Origin of the sequence: Cupriavidus sp. a3 (assembly GCF_051015765.1) — a bacterium.
GTDB lineage: Bacteria > Pseudomonadota > Gammaproteobacteria > Burkholderiales > Burkholderiaceae > Cupriavidus > Cupriavidus oxalaticus_A.
The window spans coordinates 3,923,819-3,937,821 of record NZ_CP170643.1 but is presented as its reverse complement, the minus strand read 5'-3'; the positions used below and the strand labels follow the sequence as shown (position 1 = coordinate 3,937,821).

General features: G+C 69.4%; 12 protein-coding genes. 7 read left to right on the top strand and 5 right to left on the bottom strand.

The window, feature by feature from the left end:
- Nucleotides 1-102: 102 nt before the first annotated feature.
- Together ACAD63_RS18800 and ACAD63_RS18795 are read left to right on the top strand one after the other, a co-directional pair.
- Nucleotides 103-300, top strand: a complete 198-nt coding sequence (locus ACAD63_RS18800; protein ID WP_133093923.1) for a type II toxin-antitoxin system VapB family antitoxin — start codon at nucleotides 103-105, stop codon at nucleotides 298-300.
- The gene (locus ACAD63_RS18795; protein WP_135704668.1) at nucleotides 297-668 is read left to right on the top strand and encodes a type II toxin-antitoxin system VapC family toxin; all 372 of its coding nucleotides are present in this window, start codon (nucleotides 297-299) and stop codon (nucleotides 666-668) included. Before ACAD63_RS18800 ends, ACAD63_RS18795 begins: the two co-directional genes overlap by 4 nt.
- Nucleotides 669-718: 50 nt before the next feature.
- Here the strand turns inward: ACAD63_RS18795 and hutC are convergent, their stop codons facing one another.
- Both hutC and ACAD63_RS18785 read right to left on the bottom strand, forming a co-directional pair.
- Nucleotides 719-1,435: a histidine utilization repressor gene (gene hutC / locus ACAD63_RS18790; RefSeq protein ID WP_434033138.1), complete on the bottom strand. Its 717-nt coding sequence runs from the start codon at nucleotides 1,433-1,435 to the stop codon at nucleotides 719-721.
- A 35-nt stretch (nucleotides 1,436-1,470) separates the two neighbouring features.
- Nucleotides 1,471-4,860, bottom strand: coding sequence for a diguanylate cyclase (locus tag ACAD63_RS18785; protein ID WP_434033137.1), 3,390 nt, complete (start codon nucleotides 4,858-4,860; stop codon nucleotides 1,471-1,473).
- A 363-nt stretch (nucleotides 4,861-5,223) separates the two neighbouring features.
- Here ACAD63_RS18785 and ACAD63_RS18780 point away from each other — a divergent pair, with 363 nt between their 5' ends.
- Nucleotides 5,224-5,598: a nuclear transport factor 2 family protein gene (locus ACAD63_RS18780; RefSeq protein WP_434034022.1), complete on the top strand. Its 375-nt coding sequence runs from the start codon at nucleotides 5,224-5,226 to the stop codon at nucleotides 5,596-5,598.
- A 98-nt stretch (nucleotides 5,599-5,696) separates the two neighbouring features.
- On the top strand, nucleotides 5,697-6,584 hold the full coding sequence (locus tag ACAD63_RS18775; protein WP_133093927.1) for a c-type cytochrome: 888 nt from the start codon (nucleotides 5,697-5,699) through the stop codon (nucleotides 6,582-6,584).
- A 27-nt stretch (nucleotides 6,585-6,611) separates the two neighbouring features.
- On the opposite strand, the gene ACAD63_RS18770 is transcribed toward ACAD63_RS18775, so the two are convergent.
- Complete coding sequence (locus tag ACAD63_RS18770) at nucleotides 6,612-7,688, bottom strand: acyltransferase family protein (RefSeq protein WP_135706215.1); 1,077 nt, start codon at nucleotides 7,686-7,688, stop codon at nucleotides 6,612-6,614.
- 445 nt (nucleotides 7,689-8,133) lie between these two features.
- On the opposite strand from ACAD63_RS18770, the gene ACAD63_RS18765 reads away from it, so the two are divergent.
- From ACAD63_RS18765 to ACAD63_RS18755, 3 genes are all read left to right on the top strand, one after another.
- Nucleotides 8,134-8,607: a (2Fe-2S)-binding protein gene (locus tag ACAD63_RS18765; RefSeq protein ID WP_133093928.1), complete on the top strand. Its 474-nt coding sequence runs from the start codon at nucleotides 8,134-8,136 to the stop codon at nucleotides 8,605-8,607.
- Between the two features lie 16 nt (nucleotides 8,608-8,623).
- A complete protein-coding gene (locus tag ACAD63_RS18760) occupies nucleotides 8,624-10,888 on the top strand; it encodes a molybdopterin cofactor-binding domain-containing protein (protein WP_434033136.1) in 2,265 nt (754 codons plus the stop codon).
- Between the two features lie 260 nt (nucleotides 10,889-11,148).
- Entirely contained in the window at nucleotides 11,149-11,436 is a 288-nt protein-coding gene (locus ACAD63_RS18755; RefSeq protein WP_133093930.1) for an ArsR family transcriptional regulator, read from the top strand.
- A gap of 61 nt (nucleotides 11,437-11,497) precedes the next feature.
- Here the strand turns inward: ACAD63_RS18755 and ACAD63_RS18750 are convergent, their stop codons facing one another.
- The gene (locus ACAD63_RS18750) at nucleotides 11,498-13,045 is read right to left on the bottom strand and encodes a transglycosylase SLT domain-containing protein (protein ID WP_133093931.1); all 1,548 of its coding nucleotides are present in this window, start codon (nucleotides 13,043-13,045) and stop codon (nucleotides 11,498-11,500) included.
- A gap of 233 nt (nucleotides 13,046-13,278) precedes the next feature.
- Nucleotides 13,279-13,629: a hypothetical protein gene (locus ACAD63_RS18745; protein ID WP_133093932.1), complete on the bottom strand. Its 351-nt coding sequence runs from the start codon at nucleotides 13,627-13,629 to the stop codon at nucleotides 13,279-13,281.
- Nucleotides 13,630-14,003: the final 374 nt, after the last annotated feature.

Genomic DNA, 14,003 nt, shown 5'->3' with positions numbered 1-14,003 from the left:
TGATGTTGCCGGCGAGCCTTCGTAAGAAGCTGACGCTGGCGGGCACGAATTCAGGCATTGATTGATGCTAAAATCGATGCAAGATGCTTAACGGAGGTTTCCATGCGTACCACGCTTGCCCTGGACGATGATTTGCTGCGCAAGGCCCAGGCCCTGACGGGCCTGTCAGAAAAATCCTCGCTCGTGCGCGAAGCGCTACGGGCACTGATCGAGCGCGAAAGCGCGCGGCGCCTAAGCCGTCTCGGCGGTACCGAGCCCGACCTGGAATCCGCGCCGCGCCGCCGCCCGGAGCCGGCATGATCCTGGTCGACACTTCGGTATGGATCGACCATCTGCGTACCGGCGACGCGGCACTAGCGGCTTTGCTCGACGCCAGCCGGGTCCTGGTGCATCCGTTTGTGATCGGCGAGATCGCGCTGGGTAGCCTGCGGCAGCGGGACGAGGTGCTGGGCGCTTTGCGTGATTTGCCAGGCGCCGTCGTGGCGACGGACGACGAAGTCGACCGGATGATCGATGACCAGAAGCTTTACGGGATAGGGATTGGCTACGTGGATGCGCATCTGCTGGCCGCCACCCGATTGACGCCCGGCAGTGCGCTATGGACGCGGGATCGTCGCCTGCTCGCGCTCGCCGAGCGTTTGGGGCTGGCCGCGCGGCCTGCGCATTAGCCTGCGCTGCGCCGAAACTCTCAGGACAGGATGCGGATCGCGGGGCCGGGCTATGAAGTGAACCGACCTTCCAACCGGTGCAACGACCCCGGATGCACCAGCCTGACCGACGTCACAACCCGCCCCGCCGACCATGTCCGTCTACGGATCAGCAAACACGGCTCACCCTTGTCGATGTCCAGCAACCCGCATTCCTCCGGATGCGCCAGCACCGCCTCCACCACGTGCTCACCTTCGGTCAGCGGCGCGACGCGCGTCAGGTATTGGTAGGGCGTTTCGCGCGAGAAGTCTTGCTCCAGGTAATCCGGCGCGACGGCGGCATTGACGTAGCGGTCTTCCAGCTGGATCGCGATATCGTCTTCGTAGTGCACGATGACCGAGTGAAACACGCGCTGCTCCAGTGGCACATCCAGCGCAGCAGCCTGCGCCGCGCCGGCGCGTTCCTCCTGTACGCTGACCACCCGCGCATGATGCCGATGCCCCCGAGCAGCAATGTCATCCGCAATATTGTTGACCGCATAAAGCGCGGTCCGCAGCTTGGGCTCCGCAACAAAGGTCCCAACCCCCTGCAGCCGCACCAGCATCCCCTCCGCCGTCAGTTCCCGCAGCGCCCGATGCACGGTCATGCGGCTGACGCCCAGCGCTTCGACCAGCTCGGCCTCGGAGGGCACCCGATGGTGAGGCGGCCAGCTGCCGTCAGCAATCCTGCTGCTGATGTGTTGCTTGACGCGCGCATAGAGCGGCGCCGGCGTGGATTCGAGCGGCAACGGTTTCCCCCGGGTGGCGACAGCCGCCGAATGTATCACGCCCCCTGGCGTTGTTCGACGCCGCGCGGCCCGCACGCCTGCAGGAACGCATCGAGCGGCGTCGGCCGCCCGATCGCATAGCCCTGCGCGAAGTCGACGCCGATCGCGCGCAGCGCTTCGAGCGTGCGCTCATCCTCCACCCACTCCGCCACGGTCTTCACGCCGAGCCGGTGGCCGATGTCGTTGATCGAGCTGACGATCTCGCGGTCGACGGCGTTGTCCGCCAGCTGGCGGATAAAGCTGCCGTCGATCTTCAGGAAATCGACCGGGAACTGCTTCAGGTAGGCAAACGACGACAGCCCCGAGCCAAAGTCGTCGAGCGACACGGTGCAGCCCGCGCGCTTCATCTCCGACACCAGCCGGTTGGCCGCCGCCATGTTGTTGATCAGCGCCGTCTCGGTGATCTCCAGCCGGATGCGGCTGGCGGGCAGCGCGCTGGCGTCCAGCTCGGCATGCAGGAAGGGCAGCAGGAACGGCTCGCCCAGCGAGTTGGCCGACAGGTTGATCGACACCGACAGCCCCGGCACCGCACGCAGCCGCTCGCCGTAGCCGTGCAGCACGTTGTGGATGACCCAGCGGTCGACATGGCCCATCAGGTCGTAGCGCTCGGCGGCGGGAATGAAGGCGCCGGGCAGGATCATGTCCCCGCTCTCGTCGACCATGCGCACCAGGATCTCGATGTGGCGGGATTCGCCGCGGCCCGCGCCGGCAGGCTGCAGCGCGCGGATCTCCTGCGCGAACAGGCGGAAGCGGTTGGCTTCGAGCGCCGAGTGGATGCCCGCGGCGACTTCCAGTTCGCGATGGTGGCGGCGCGCGTCGCTCTCGTCGCGCCGGTAGACCGAGACCCGGCTGCGGCCGGCGGCCTTGGCGGCGTAGCAGGCGACGTCGGCGCGGCTCATCAATTCGCTGACGGGCGGCACGTCGAGGTCGATCGCGGCGATGCCGATGCTGGCGCCGACGTCATAGACCCGGCCTTCCCACGGGAAGCGGCGGCCGCGGATCGCGTCGATCACGCCCTGGCAGACCTGCTCGGCCTGGTCCACGGTGCAGTCCTTGAGCAGCAGCGCGAACTCGTCGCCACCGAGGCGCGCCAGCAGGTCGTCGGGGCGCACGTGGTTGCGGATCAGGTAGCCCAGCTCGCGCAGCAGCACGTCGCCGGCGCCGTGGCCGGCCGTGTCGTTGACGATCTTGAAGCGGTCCAGGTCGATGAAGCACAGCGCGGCGCGGTGGCCATGCAGCCGCGCGGCGTCGCAGGCCTCGCGCAGGCGCTTTTCGAACCAGGTGCGGTTGGGCAGGCCGGTGAGCGCGTCGTGCATGGCCGAGCGCGCCAGCTCGCGCTGCAGCGCGCGCGCGGTGGTGATGTCCTGGAACACCAGCACCGCGCCCAGCACCTCGCCGGCGGCGGTCAGCACCGGCGCGGCGGAGTCCTGTACGTCGTGGCGTTCTCCGGTCAGGCTCTGCAGCACCGCGCCGTCCTGCAGGTAGGCAGGCGTCAGCGTACGCAGGCACGATTCGACCGGGCTGGGGATCGGGTCGCCGCTGGCTTCGTCGACGATGCGGAAGACCTGCTCCAGCGGCAATCCGCCGGCGCTGCACATGGTCCAGCCGGTCAGCTGCTCGGCGATCGGGTTCATGAAGGTGACGTGCATATTGGCGTCGGTGCAGATCACCGCGTCGCCGATCGAACGCAGCGTGATATGCAGTCGCTCTTTCTCTTCGAACAGCGCCTCGGTCAGGCGGCGCTGCTCGGTGATGTCCCAGTTGGTGCCGACCAGTGCGTGCGCGATGCCGTCGGCGCCGCGCGTGACCGTGGCCATGGCGCGCACATGGCGCACCGCGCCGCCGGGACGCAGGATCCGGTATTCGGTGTCGAACGGCGCGGCGCCGCGGATGGCCTGGCGCATCTCGGTGCTGACGCGGCTGACGTCTTCGGGGTGCAGCATGGCGATCCACTGCTCGGCCTGCGGCGTGCCCTGCGCGGGATCGGTGCCGTGCAGCGCATGCATGCGCGCATCCCAGGTGATGGCGGTACTGCCGAAGTCCCATTCCCAGATGCCGACACCGCCGGCTTCCACCGCCAGCTGGATGCGGCGCGACAGCCGTTCCAGCTCTTCCTGCACCAGCTTGCGCGCATGGATGTCTTCCACCTGGGCGATGTAGTGCAGCGGCGCGCCGGTGTCTTCGTCGCGCACCAGAGAGACTGCCAGCAGCGCCCAGCGGTACTGGCCATCCTTGTGGCGGTAGCGCTTCTCCATGCGGTAGGACTCGATCTTGCCGTCCACCAGCAGCGCCGCCTGGCGCAGGTCGTCGCTCAGGTCGTCGGGGTGGGTCAGCTGCTGGAAGGTGATGGCGCGCAATTCCTCGCCGCTGTAGCCGAGCAGCTCGGTCATGGCGCGGTTGACGATCTCCCAGCGGCCGTCCATGCCAACCAGCGCCATGCCGATCGCCGAATGCTCCATGGCCTGGCGGAAGCGCTTCTCGCTGCCGCGCAGGCTGGCGCGGCCATGGCGGTTCTGTTCGGTCAGGTAGGCGATGCAGACCGGGAACACCATGATCACCGCGGCCGACAGCGGCACCGCTTCATGGCCGTGCCCGACCAGCATCAGCGCCTGCAGCGACAGCGTCGCCACCAGCGTCAGCAGCGCGGTGGCGAACGGGTTGCCCGCCAGCGCCACCAGCACCAGCGGCAGCGACATCGCGGCAAACGGGTCGTGGCCCTGCCATTGCGCGAGCGCGCCGATCGCCAGGCACAGCGCCAGCAGGCCGGCCTGCGGCACCAGCACTGGCCGCGCGAAGGCGGTGCGCACGCGCGCCGGTGTCATCGACAGCATCATCGGCAGCAGCAGCGCCATGCCCAGCGCGCTGGCCTGCCACCAGGTCCACCACACCGACGCAAAGGGCGTGCCGTGCAGTTTGACAATGGCTGCGGCGCCGGCAGTGGCGCCCAGCGCCGGCGCGACGATGCCTGCGACCGCCAGCATCACCGCGAACGATGCCAGCGGCCCGTGGCGGACCAGCCCGGCGTGCCGGTCGAGCAGCCGCAGCAGGCCGGTGGCGCACAGGATCTCGGCCAGGTTGGCGCCGGCCAGCATCAGCGCGCTCGCGGTGCTGTCGCCGGCGGCATGGTTGGCCAGCAGGTTCGCGCCCAGCATGCCGGCCAGCAGCCACGGCGTCTCGCGGCGCGGGCGGTGCAGCAGCAGCCCCAGCGCGAAGGCGTTGGGCAGCCATACCGCGGCCACGTTGCCCGGCAGCCGCGCCAGCCACAGGCCCGCCGCCGCCAGGGCGAAATAGCCGGCAGCGGCGAGCAGCAGCGGCTGCCAGCGGCGCGGCGCGGCGGAATGGACAGTGGCGGCCTGGTGGCGCGGCGGGGCCGTATCGGGCGTCATGGACGGGTGCGGTGCAAAGGGCGGAGCAAAGGGCGGTGCAAATCGATCGGGGCAAGGCGCGCGGACGGACTGCCGCCCAGCGTAGCGGCAACTGTAACGGGGATGGGTACCCGAGCAAAAGCCGGACAGCGGGCTGCCGTGGGCGTTGTTGCCACTGGTGTTCGTGCCGTTTTTTTGGTAGGGCGGCGGGCCGGGCGGGGTGGCGGAGTCGGTCCGGCGATGACCTCGCGGGTAATCGCGGCGCGGCGCGGCGGCATCCATCATGCAGCCATGGCCTGCCAGCCGGGCCGACCGGAAACCCAACCAGCACAGGAGAACACCATGTCAGCTGCCGTCCCGTCCTCGCAGTCCACCGCTGCCGCCATGCCCGCCGATCCCGCCAGCCTCGCCGACCGCTACCTTGCCGCCTGGAACGAAACCGACCCCGCGCGCCGCCGCGAGCTGATCGCGCTGGCGTGGACCGAATCGGCCAGCTATGTCGATCCGCTGATGCGCGGCGACGGCCATGCCGGCATCGATGCCATGATCGCGGCGGTGCAGGGCAGGTTTCCCGGTTTCCGCTTCACCCGCGTCAGCCCCGTCGACGGGCACGGCGAGCACCTGCGCTTTACCTGGGAGCTCGGCCCCGCGAGCGAGCCGGCGCTGGTGGTCGGCACCGATTTCGCCACCGTCGGCGCCGACGGCCGGCTGGCGCGCATGACCGGCTTTATCGACCGCGCCCCCGCCGGCCTGGCCTGAACGCGGCAAGCGCGTGCCTGTGTGGCCTGCCCCACCGACAGCCCCCTGCCCGCTGGCTGCAAGCTGTTGCATCCAGTGCGGCGGACAGGGGAGCGAAGATGGCGCGTGTTCTGCGAGTGGCGGCGTGGGGGCTGGCCGGCGTGGCCGCCGCCGTGGCAGTGGCGGCCTACGCCGCGGTCTGGGTCGGCGAGCGCAAGGCGTCGCGGACCGTGGCGGTGCAGGTTGCGCCGCTGGCCTTGCGCGACGACGCCGCCGCCATCGCCCACGGCAAATACCTCTATGAATCGCGCGGCTGCATGGAATGCCACGGCGCCGGCGCCGGCGGCAAGCAGGTGTTCGACGATCCCAACGGCCTGCGCGTGCGTGCGCCCGACCTGACCCGCGGCAACCCCGCCATCGCGGCGTACCGCGCCGAGGACTGGGTGCGCAGCGTGCGCCATGGCGTGGCGCCATCGGGCCGGCCGCTGCTGATCATGCCGAGCGAGGACTACAACCGCCTCAGCGACGAAGACCTCAGTGCGCTGGTGGCCTACCTGCGCAGCCTGCCGCCAGGCATGGGCGCGCCTGCCGAGGTCAACCTGCCGTGGCTGGTGCGGGCGCTGTACGGCGTGGGCATGGTGCGGGACGCGGCTTCCAAGATCGACCACAGCCTGCCGGTGCAGCCGGCGCAGGTGCCGGCGCCCACGGCGAAGTACGGCGGCTATGTGGCCAATGCCTGCCTGGGCTGCCACGGACACGATTTCAGCGGCGGCAAGATCCCCGGCGCGCCGCCCGACTGGCCGCCGGCGGCCGACCTGCGCCCGGTCTCGGGCGGCGCCATGTCGCGCTATGGCCAGGCTGGGGCCTTTATCGAGATGATGCGCAGCGGCAAGCGGCCCGACGGCTCGCAGATCAGCCGCGTGATGCCGTTTGACTCGTTCGGGCGCATGAACGATACCGAGCTGACCGCGCTGTACCTGTTCCTCGCCGACATGCCCCGGCGCTAAGGCCGGGCTTGCCGGGCTTGCCGCGCTTCATTGCCTTGCCAGCCTGCGCCCGGCGGCGATGCCCGGCAGCTCCACCCAGCGGTGCAGCAGCAGCGCCAGGCCCAGCGCCAGCCCGGCGTCGATGGCAAAGCGCAGCAGCTGCAGGCCGGTCTGGTCGGGCGTCAGTTCGGGCATCAATCGCTTGACGCCTTCGATCACCGTGGGATGGACCAGGTAGAGCGCGTATGACAGCTCGCCCAGCCACACCAGCGCGCGCGGCACGCGCAGCATGCCGGTATGCTCCGCCGCGACCGCGCCCGCCAGCAGCAGCGCCGCGGGCAGGCCGCGGCCGGCCAGGCTGAAGTCCGGGCCGACCAGCGGCAGCGACAGCGCGAACGCCGCGCAGCCGGTGGCCAGCATCGCCAGCGCGATCGACGGCGTCAGCAGGTGGCGCCAGCGCGCATAGGCCCACGCGAGCAGGCAGCCGAGCAGGAATTCCAGCACCAGCGGATTGCTCGCCATCGCCAGCCATGGAGATGCGAACGGATAGCCCTGCGCGGGATCGGCGACCAGCGTGCCGAAGCGCCACCACGGCAGCACCAGCGTCACCAGCGCGAACAGTGCCAGCACCACCCACAGCGCGCGCCGCCCGGCCAGCAGCAGCCCGAGCGCGAACGCGGCGTAGAACGCGATCTCGTAGTTGAGCGACCAGCCCACATACAGCGCCGGATAGCCGTAGTAGGGCGCATGCGCGGTGGTGGTGGGCAGGAATGCCAGCGACGCGGCGAACAGCGCCGGCGTCACCGGGTTGAGCAGCAGCGCGTGCAGCACCGACATGGCCCAGTACGGCGGCGCCAGCCGGAACGCGCGCCGCACCAGGAAGCTGAACGGACGCTCCGGGCGCGGCCGCGCCAGCACCGCGACCCAGGCAATGATGAAGCCGCTGATGACGAAGAACACATCGACGCCGACATGGCCGCGCTTGATCACGTTGGCGGTCAGCCAGTCCAGCACGGGTGCGTCGGCGCCGCCCAGCGCCAGGCCGGAGTGGTAGACGACCACGAAGGCCGCGGCCAGGCCGCGCAGCGCCTGGATGCTGTCCAGCCGGGCGATGGAAGGGGCGATGGAAGGAGAGACGGCAGGAGAGACGGCAGGAGCGCTGCGGGACGTGGCGGGAGCTTCGGCGCCGCACGGGCGCGCCGCGGGCTGCACGGCGCGTGGCGGTGCTGGCGTACCCGCCACCGGATGATGGCGTTCTGGAATAGTCGACGGCACTGTTTCAGCGGCAGGAATCCGCAAGCGATGAATCCATGAGGGACAGCGGCAGGATGCACAAAGTTCGTGCAAAGCCCGACAAAACGCGCGTTTGCGCCGAGCCCGGCGCACGGCCTCCGGCAAGGTGACCGGAATTGCACTATCCTCACTTGTCCCGTGCGCCAAGCTGCGCGCGCGGGCAGTGCCCCCGCATCCCCACGCGTTCGCCCTGCGCCGGTCCCTGCCGGCGCGGGCCGCGTGCGGGCCCGGGCACACGCCATGACCAGTGGGCAAACGTACCCAAGGAGTGTCCCCCATGACCACCCTCGACATCAACGTCAACGGCAAGACCCGCACGGTCGACGTGGATCCGTCCACGCCGCTGCTGTGGGCGCTGCGTGACAACCTCGACATGACCGGCACCAAGTTCGGCTGCGGCGTGGCCGCGTGCGGCGCCTGCACCGTGCATGTCAACGGCCAGGCGACGCGCAGCTGCGTGACGCCGGTTTCCGCCGCCGCGGGCGCCAGCATTACCACCATCGAAGGCGTGGACACCGACCGCGTCGGCCGCGCCGTGCTCGACGCGTGGATCAGGCACGATGTCGCGCAATGCGGCTACTGCCAGAACGGGCAGGTGATGAGCGCCATCGGCCTGCTGCGCAGCAAGCCGCGCCCCACCGACGCCGATATCGACCAGGCCATGGCCGGCAACCTGTGCCGCTGCGGCACGTACCAGCGCATCCGCGCGGCGATCAAGGACGCCGCGCGCGCGCTGGCGTCGTTGGCCTGAACACGAGGAGCCGATCATGCGAATCCGAGGCATTGAAGCACTGGCCGGCGGCCAGGGTGGCCAGGGCGACAACTGCGGCGCAGCGCAAGGCGGTGGCATAGCCACGCTCACCCGACGCGGTTTCCTGAAACTCACCGGCCTGGCCGGCGGCGGGCTGGCGCTGGGCGTGGCCCCGCTGGCGCAGGCACAGGCACAGGACGCGGGCAGGTCCAGGGCACCGGCGCCGCAGGCGTTCCTGATCATCGCGCCCGACAACACCGTCACGGTGGCCGTGAACCGGCTCGAATTCGGCCAGGGCGTGCATACCGCGCTGCCAATGGCGCTGGCCGAAGAACTGGATGCCGACTGGCGCAACGTGCGCGCAACGCTGGCACCCGCGGGCGACGCGTACAAGGATCCTGCCTTCGGCATGCAGATGACCGGCGGCTCGACCGCGCTTAACCATTCGTTCCAGCAGTACCGCGAGCTGGGCGCGCGCGCCCGCGCCATGCTGGTGACTGCCGCCGCGCAGAAGTGGCAGGTCGATCCGGCCGGCATCAAGGTCGAGCAGGGCGTGCTGACCTCAGGCAGCCACCGCGCCACCTTCGGCGACCTGGCGCACGCCGCGATGGAGCTGCCCGTGCCGCAGCGGGTCACGCTGAAGGACCCGGCGCAGTTCCGCATCGTCGGCAAGCCCACGCCGCGGCTGGACGCGCGCGGCAAGATGGCGGCGACCACGCCGTTCGGCATCGACACCAGGCTCGACAAGATGGTGGTGGCCGTGGTCGCGCGACCGCCGCGCTTCGGCGGCAAGGTGAAGTCGTTCAACGCCGACAAGGCGCGCGCGGTGCAGGGCGTGCATGGCGTGATGCAGGTGCCGGTGGACCGCGGCGGCACCGGCGTGGCGGTGATCGGCAGCGGCTACTGGCCGGCCAAAATGGGTCGCGATGCGCTGGAGGTCCAGTGGGAAGACGCGGGCTCCAGAGTCTCGTCGCAGGCGCTGTTCGAAGAGTACGCCAGGCTGGCCGCGCAGCCGGGCACGGTGGCGCGCGCGGGCGAGGATGATATTGGTGCGGCCATCAACAGTGCCGCGCGCAAGATCGAAGCCGACTTCCGCTTCCCCTACCTCGCGCACGCGCCGATGGAGCCGCTCAACTGCACGCTGCAGCCCGAGGTGCAGGGCGGCAAGCTGCAGGCGGTCAAGGTGTGGGTGGGATCGCAGTTCCAGACCGTCGACCAGGCGGCGATCGCGCGCACGCTGGCCCTGTCGCCCGACAAGGTCGTGCTCAATACCATGATGGCCGGCGGCGGCTTCGGCCGGCGCGCGGTGCCGACTTCCGACTACCTCGTCGAAGCGGCCAACGTGCTCAAGGCCTGGGTGGCCACGGGACACACCGAGCCGCTCAAGGTGATGTGGAGCCGCGAGGACGATATCCGCGGCGGCTACTACCGTCCGCTGCACCTGCACCGCGCGCGCATCGGCTTCGATGCGCAGGGCAAGGTGGTGGGCTGGCAGCACACCGTGGTCGGGCAGTCGATCCTGAAGGGCACGCCGTTCGAACCGTTCATGGTCAAGAACGGCGTCGACGCGACCATGACTGAGGGCATCGTCGAGAACGACTACGACCTGCCGCTGCAGATGTCGGTGCATCACCCGCAGGTGGATGTGCCGGTGCTGTGGTGGCGCTCGGTCGGCAACACGCATACCGCCTTCGTCAAGGAAACGCTGGCCGACGAAATCGCCGCCGCGGCGAAGCAGGACCCGGTGGCGTTCCGGCTGGCGCGCCTCGACGAGAAAAAGCACGCGCGCCACCGTGCCGCGCTGCAGCTGGCGGTGGACAAGTCCGGCTACGGCAAGCGCAAGCTGCCGAAGGGGCACGCGTGGGGCGTGGCGGTGCACGAGTCGTTCAGCACCGTGGTGGCCTATGTGGTCGACGTGTCGCTGGTGAAGGGCGAGCCGCGCGTGCACCGCGTGACCGCCGGCGTGCATGCCAACCGCGTGGTCAACCCGCTGTCGGCCGAGGCCCAGATCCAGGGCGGCTGCGTGTTCGGGCTGGCGATGACGAAGCCGGGGTTTGCCATCGAGATCGAGAATGGCGCCGTGAAGAACAGCAACTTCACCGACTTCCCGCCGCCGCGCATCACCGACGCGCCGGTGGTGGAGGTGTTCTTCGTGCCGTCGCAGGACAACCCCACGGGCCTGGGCGAGCCGGGCGTGCCGCCGATCGCGCCCGCGGTGGCGAATGCGCTGTTCCGGCTGACCGGCAAGCGGCAGCGGCAATTGCCGTTCGTGCTGGCCTGACCGGCCTGACGCAAGGGGTGGCGTGGCGCCCTGCACCGGGCGCCGCGCCGGCGCATCCCCCGAACGCGGCTGGCGGGTGCGTTTGTTGTAACCGCACCAGTGTTTGCGCCGGCATGGCTGCACCCTATTGCGTTTGCGCGCCGGGCCGCGTAGAAAGTGGAGACACTGCGCCGTCCGGCTGCCCCGCTGCCCCCCTGCCTACTGGCGGCGGCCGTCCCGGGCAGCACCGGGCCGGCGCGCCGGACGTTCGAGGTGTGGCCATGGAGACCCAGGAAAGTACCCTAACCCTTGCCCTGATGACGGAGCCCGCGCGGGCCCGCGTGTGCCGCGCGCTGCTCGATGCGGGCGAGAACGGGCTGCCCGCGGCCGACCTGGCCCACATCGCGCAGGTCAGCCTGGCGCGCGCCGGCCACCTGTTCCAGGAACTGGTGCAGGCCGAGGTGCTGGCGCTGTCGATCCAGGAACGCAAGGTCTGCTACGTGCTCAAGGCGCGGCGCGCCGTGACCGAAGCGCTCGGCTACATCGACGCCAGCGGGCTGGCTGACTAAGCAGGCACAAAGCGCATCGGGCGCCGCGCGGACCGCCACGGCTGGCGGGACGCGCCAGCCGCTATTTCTGGATCTGCTTGACCGCCCGATCGCGCGCCGCCTGCATGTCCTGCATGAGCCGGTACGCTGCGTAGTACTTGAAGATATTGCGCACATAGGTGGTGGTCTCGATGCCGATCTTCTCCGCCACCACGATCTCGACATTGTTGAACCACTTGTCGGGATCCAGTCCCCGCGCCGCCGCTTCCTTGCGCATCTTCGCGATATTGCCCGGCCCGGCGTTATAGCTGGCAAAGGCGAACAGCGGCCGGTTCGCTTCCGAGAAATGCGCGTCGGGGAAGTACTTCGTCATCAGCCGGTCCATGTACTTGGCGCCGGCGTGGACGTTGGCCTCGGCCATGCGGATATTGCCGACATTCAGCTCCTTGCCGGTGGCCGGCATGATCTGCATGATGCCGACCGCGCCGACATGGCTGCGCGCCTCCTGATTCAGCTGTGATTCCTGGAAGCCCTGCGCGGCCAGCATCAGCGGGTCGAAGCCATAGTCCTTGCCGTACTTCTCGAAGAAGGCGATGGTCTGCTGGAAGCGCTTGTACTCCGCATCGTCGGTGTTGTTCTTGATCTGCTTGATGCGCAGCATGGTCTGCTTGAGCCGGTACTCCGCACCGCCCTGTTTCTTGACGAAATTGACGTAGAAGTCTTCGATCGCCTGCCGCAGCTGCGGGCTGTTCTTGCGGAAGGCCCAGCCGGTATAGCCGCCTTCGCGCACGGCCAGGTCTTCGCGCACCTTGATGTTCGGCAGGATCTGCGCCCACATCGCGGCCTTCCAGTCATCGACCACCAGGATCTGCAGCACGCCCGCGTTGAGCATCTCGAGCGCGTCCTCGTCTTCGAGCGCATCGGGCAGCATAACCAGTTTTATCGGCGCCTTGCCGGCGTGGCGCAGGCCGTCGTTCAGCACGGTCAGGCTTTCAAAGTAGCTGCTGGCGCGCCGCACGTGCACGGTCTTTCCCGCGAGGTCGTCGAGGCGCTGCAACGGCGGCGCCTTCGGCCCGGTGACCACCAGCTCGCGCACCGGCTTGCGGTCGCGCGGCGCGGTGAAATCCACCTGCTTCAGCCTGCTCTCGGTTTCGGTCAGGTTGCCGGCGGCGATATCGCCAAGCCCCGCCATCAGGTCGGGCAGCAGCCGGTCGCGCGTGGTCGGGATGATGATGATGGTCAGCGGGCGCTTGCCGAGCTGGTCGGCGTACTTCTTGTTCAGATAGCGCTCGAAGTCACGCACCAGCTCCGCGGTCAGCCCGCGCTCGCGGCCCTTGTCGCTGAAGTAAAGCGTGCGGCTGTATGGCACCAGTACGCGGATGACGCGGCTCTTGAGCATCACGTCGAAGTCGCCGGTACGGGGTTTGTTGGCAAGGCTCAGTCCGCGCGGCTTCGCGGGAGCTGCCTGGCCTGTCGCAGCGGTAGCGGCAGGGGCCGACGCAGCGGCTGGCGGATTTTGCGATGGCGGTTTTTGCTGGGCTACGGCAGCAGGTCCGCAAAGGCTGAACGCGCCCATCAGGCCGGACACAAGCAGGCCTGCCAACCAGCGGGAAGGGCGGACAGCGGACATGGCGGGGATTGCAAGCCGCGCAAGCAAGCGCGCGGTTTGCCCATATGGAGTCTAGGCGCGGAATATGGACTTGCAAGCGTGGACTTGCAAGCGCGCGACTCGAGAGCGGGGAGGCAGTACGCAGCCTGCAGGAAGCGCAGACATGGGCAGAGTAGTAGGAACGCGTTGAGACAGGAAAGAAGATGGCCGGCTTGCGCCGGCCATCGATCTCATTCGCGGCTTGCGTGATCGCGCTATTGCTTGGGCGCTGCCATTTCCTGGCGGGCCGCGGCGTCCGCGGCCTTGTTCTCGACCTTGCGCTCCTGCTTGGCCTCGCCGACTTCTTCCTTGTACTCGCCCTTGGCGGCCTTCTTCTTCGCCTTGTATTCGTCGGAGGCGCGCTTGCGTGCCTCGCGGCGCTCGACCAGCGGGTCCTTGGGCGGCTCGATCTGGGTCATGCCGGGCGGCACGCCTTGCGCGCCGGCCGGGGGTGCCGCGGGCGCGGCCGTGGTCTGGGCGAAAACGGTGGCACAGCTGAGGCCTGCCAGGCCGGCGGCAATCGCGCCGACGATCTTGGGAAGGCGAGCGGGCTGTTTCGGATCCATGGAAAACCTCCAGAGTTGTTGTCGGACGCGCCGGCAGTGGAGGGGCCCGGCGCGGCTGGGACCGCGCGTCGCCACCGTGGCGGCAGTGCAGCGGTAGCCCTCAGTCTAGGCAGCGGGGCCGTATTGCGCTGTCGGGCGCGCGCTGATGCGGAGCCGGCGTTACTCCTACACGGCCGCGTTGATGCCTGGCCGCAACAAACGCCGGATGGAGAGCGCCGGACGCCACTTTGCAGCGCCGCGCGATGCCGACAAGCCGCTGCACCTGCGCGTGTTCGTCGAATTGATGGTGCGACTGGGCGAGACCGCGGCGGCGGCGGGCGCAAGGGCCGCCGCCAGCAGTGAGCGGGCGGCAAGCGCGCCAAGGTCCGCAAACA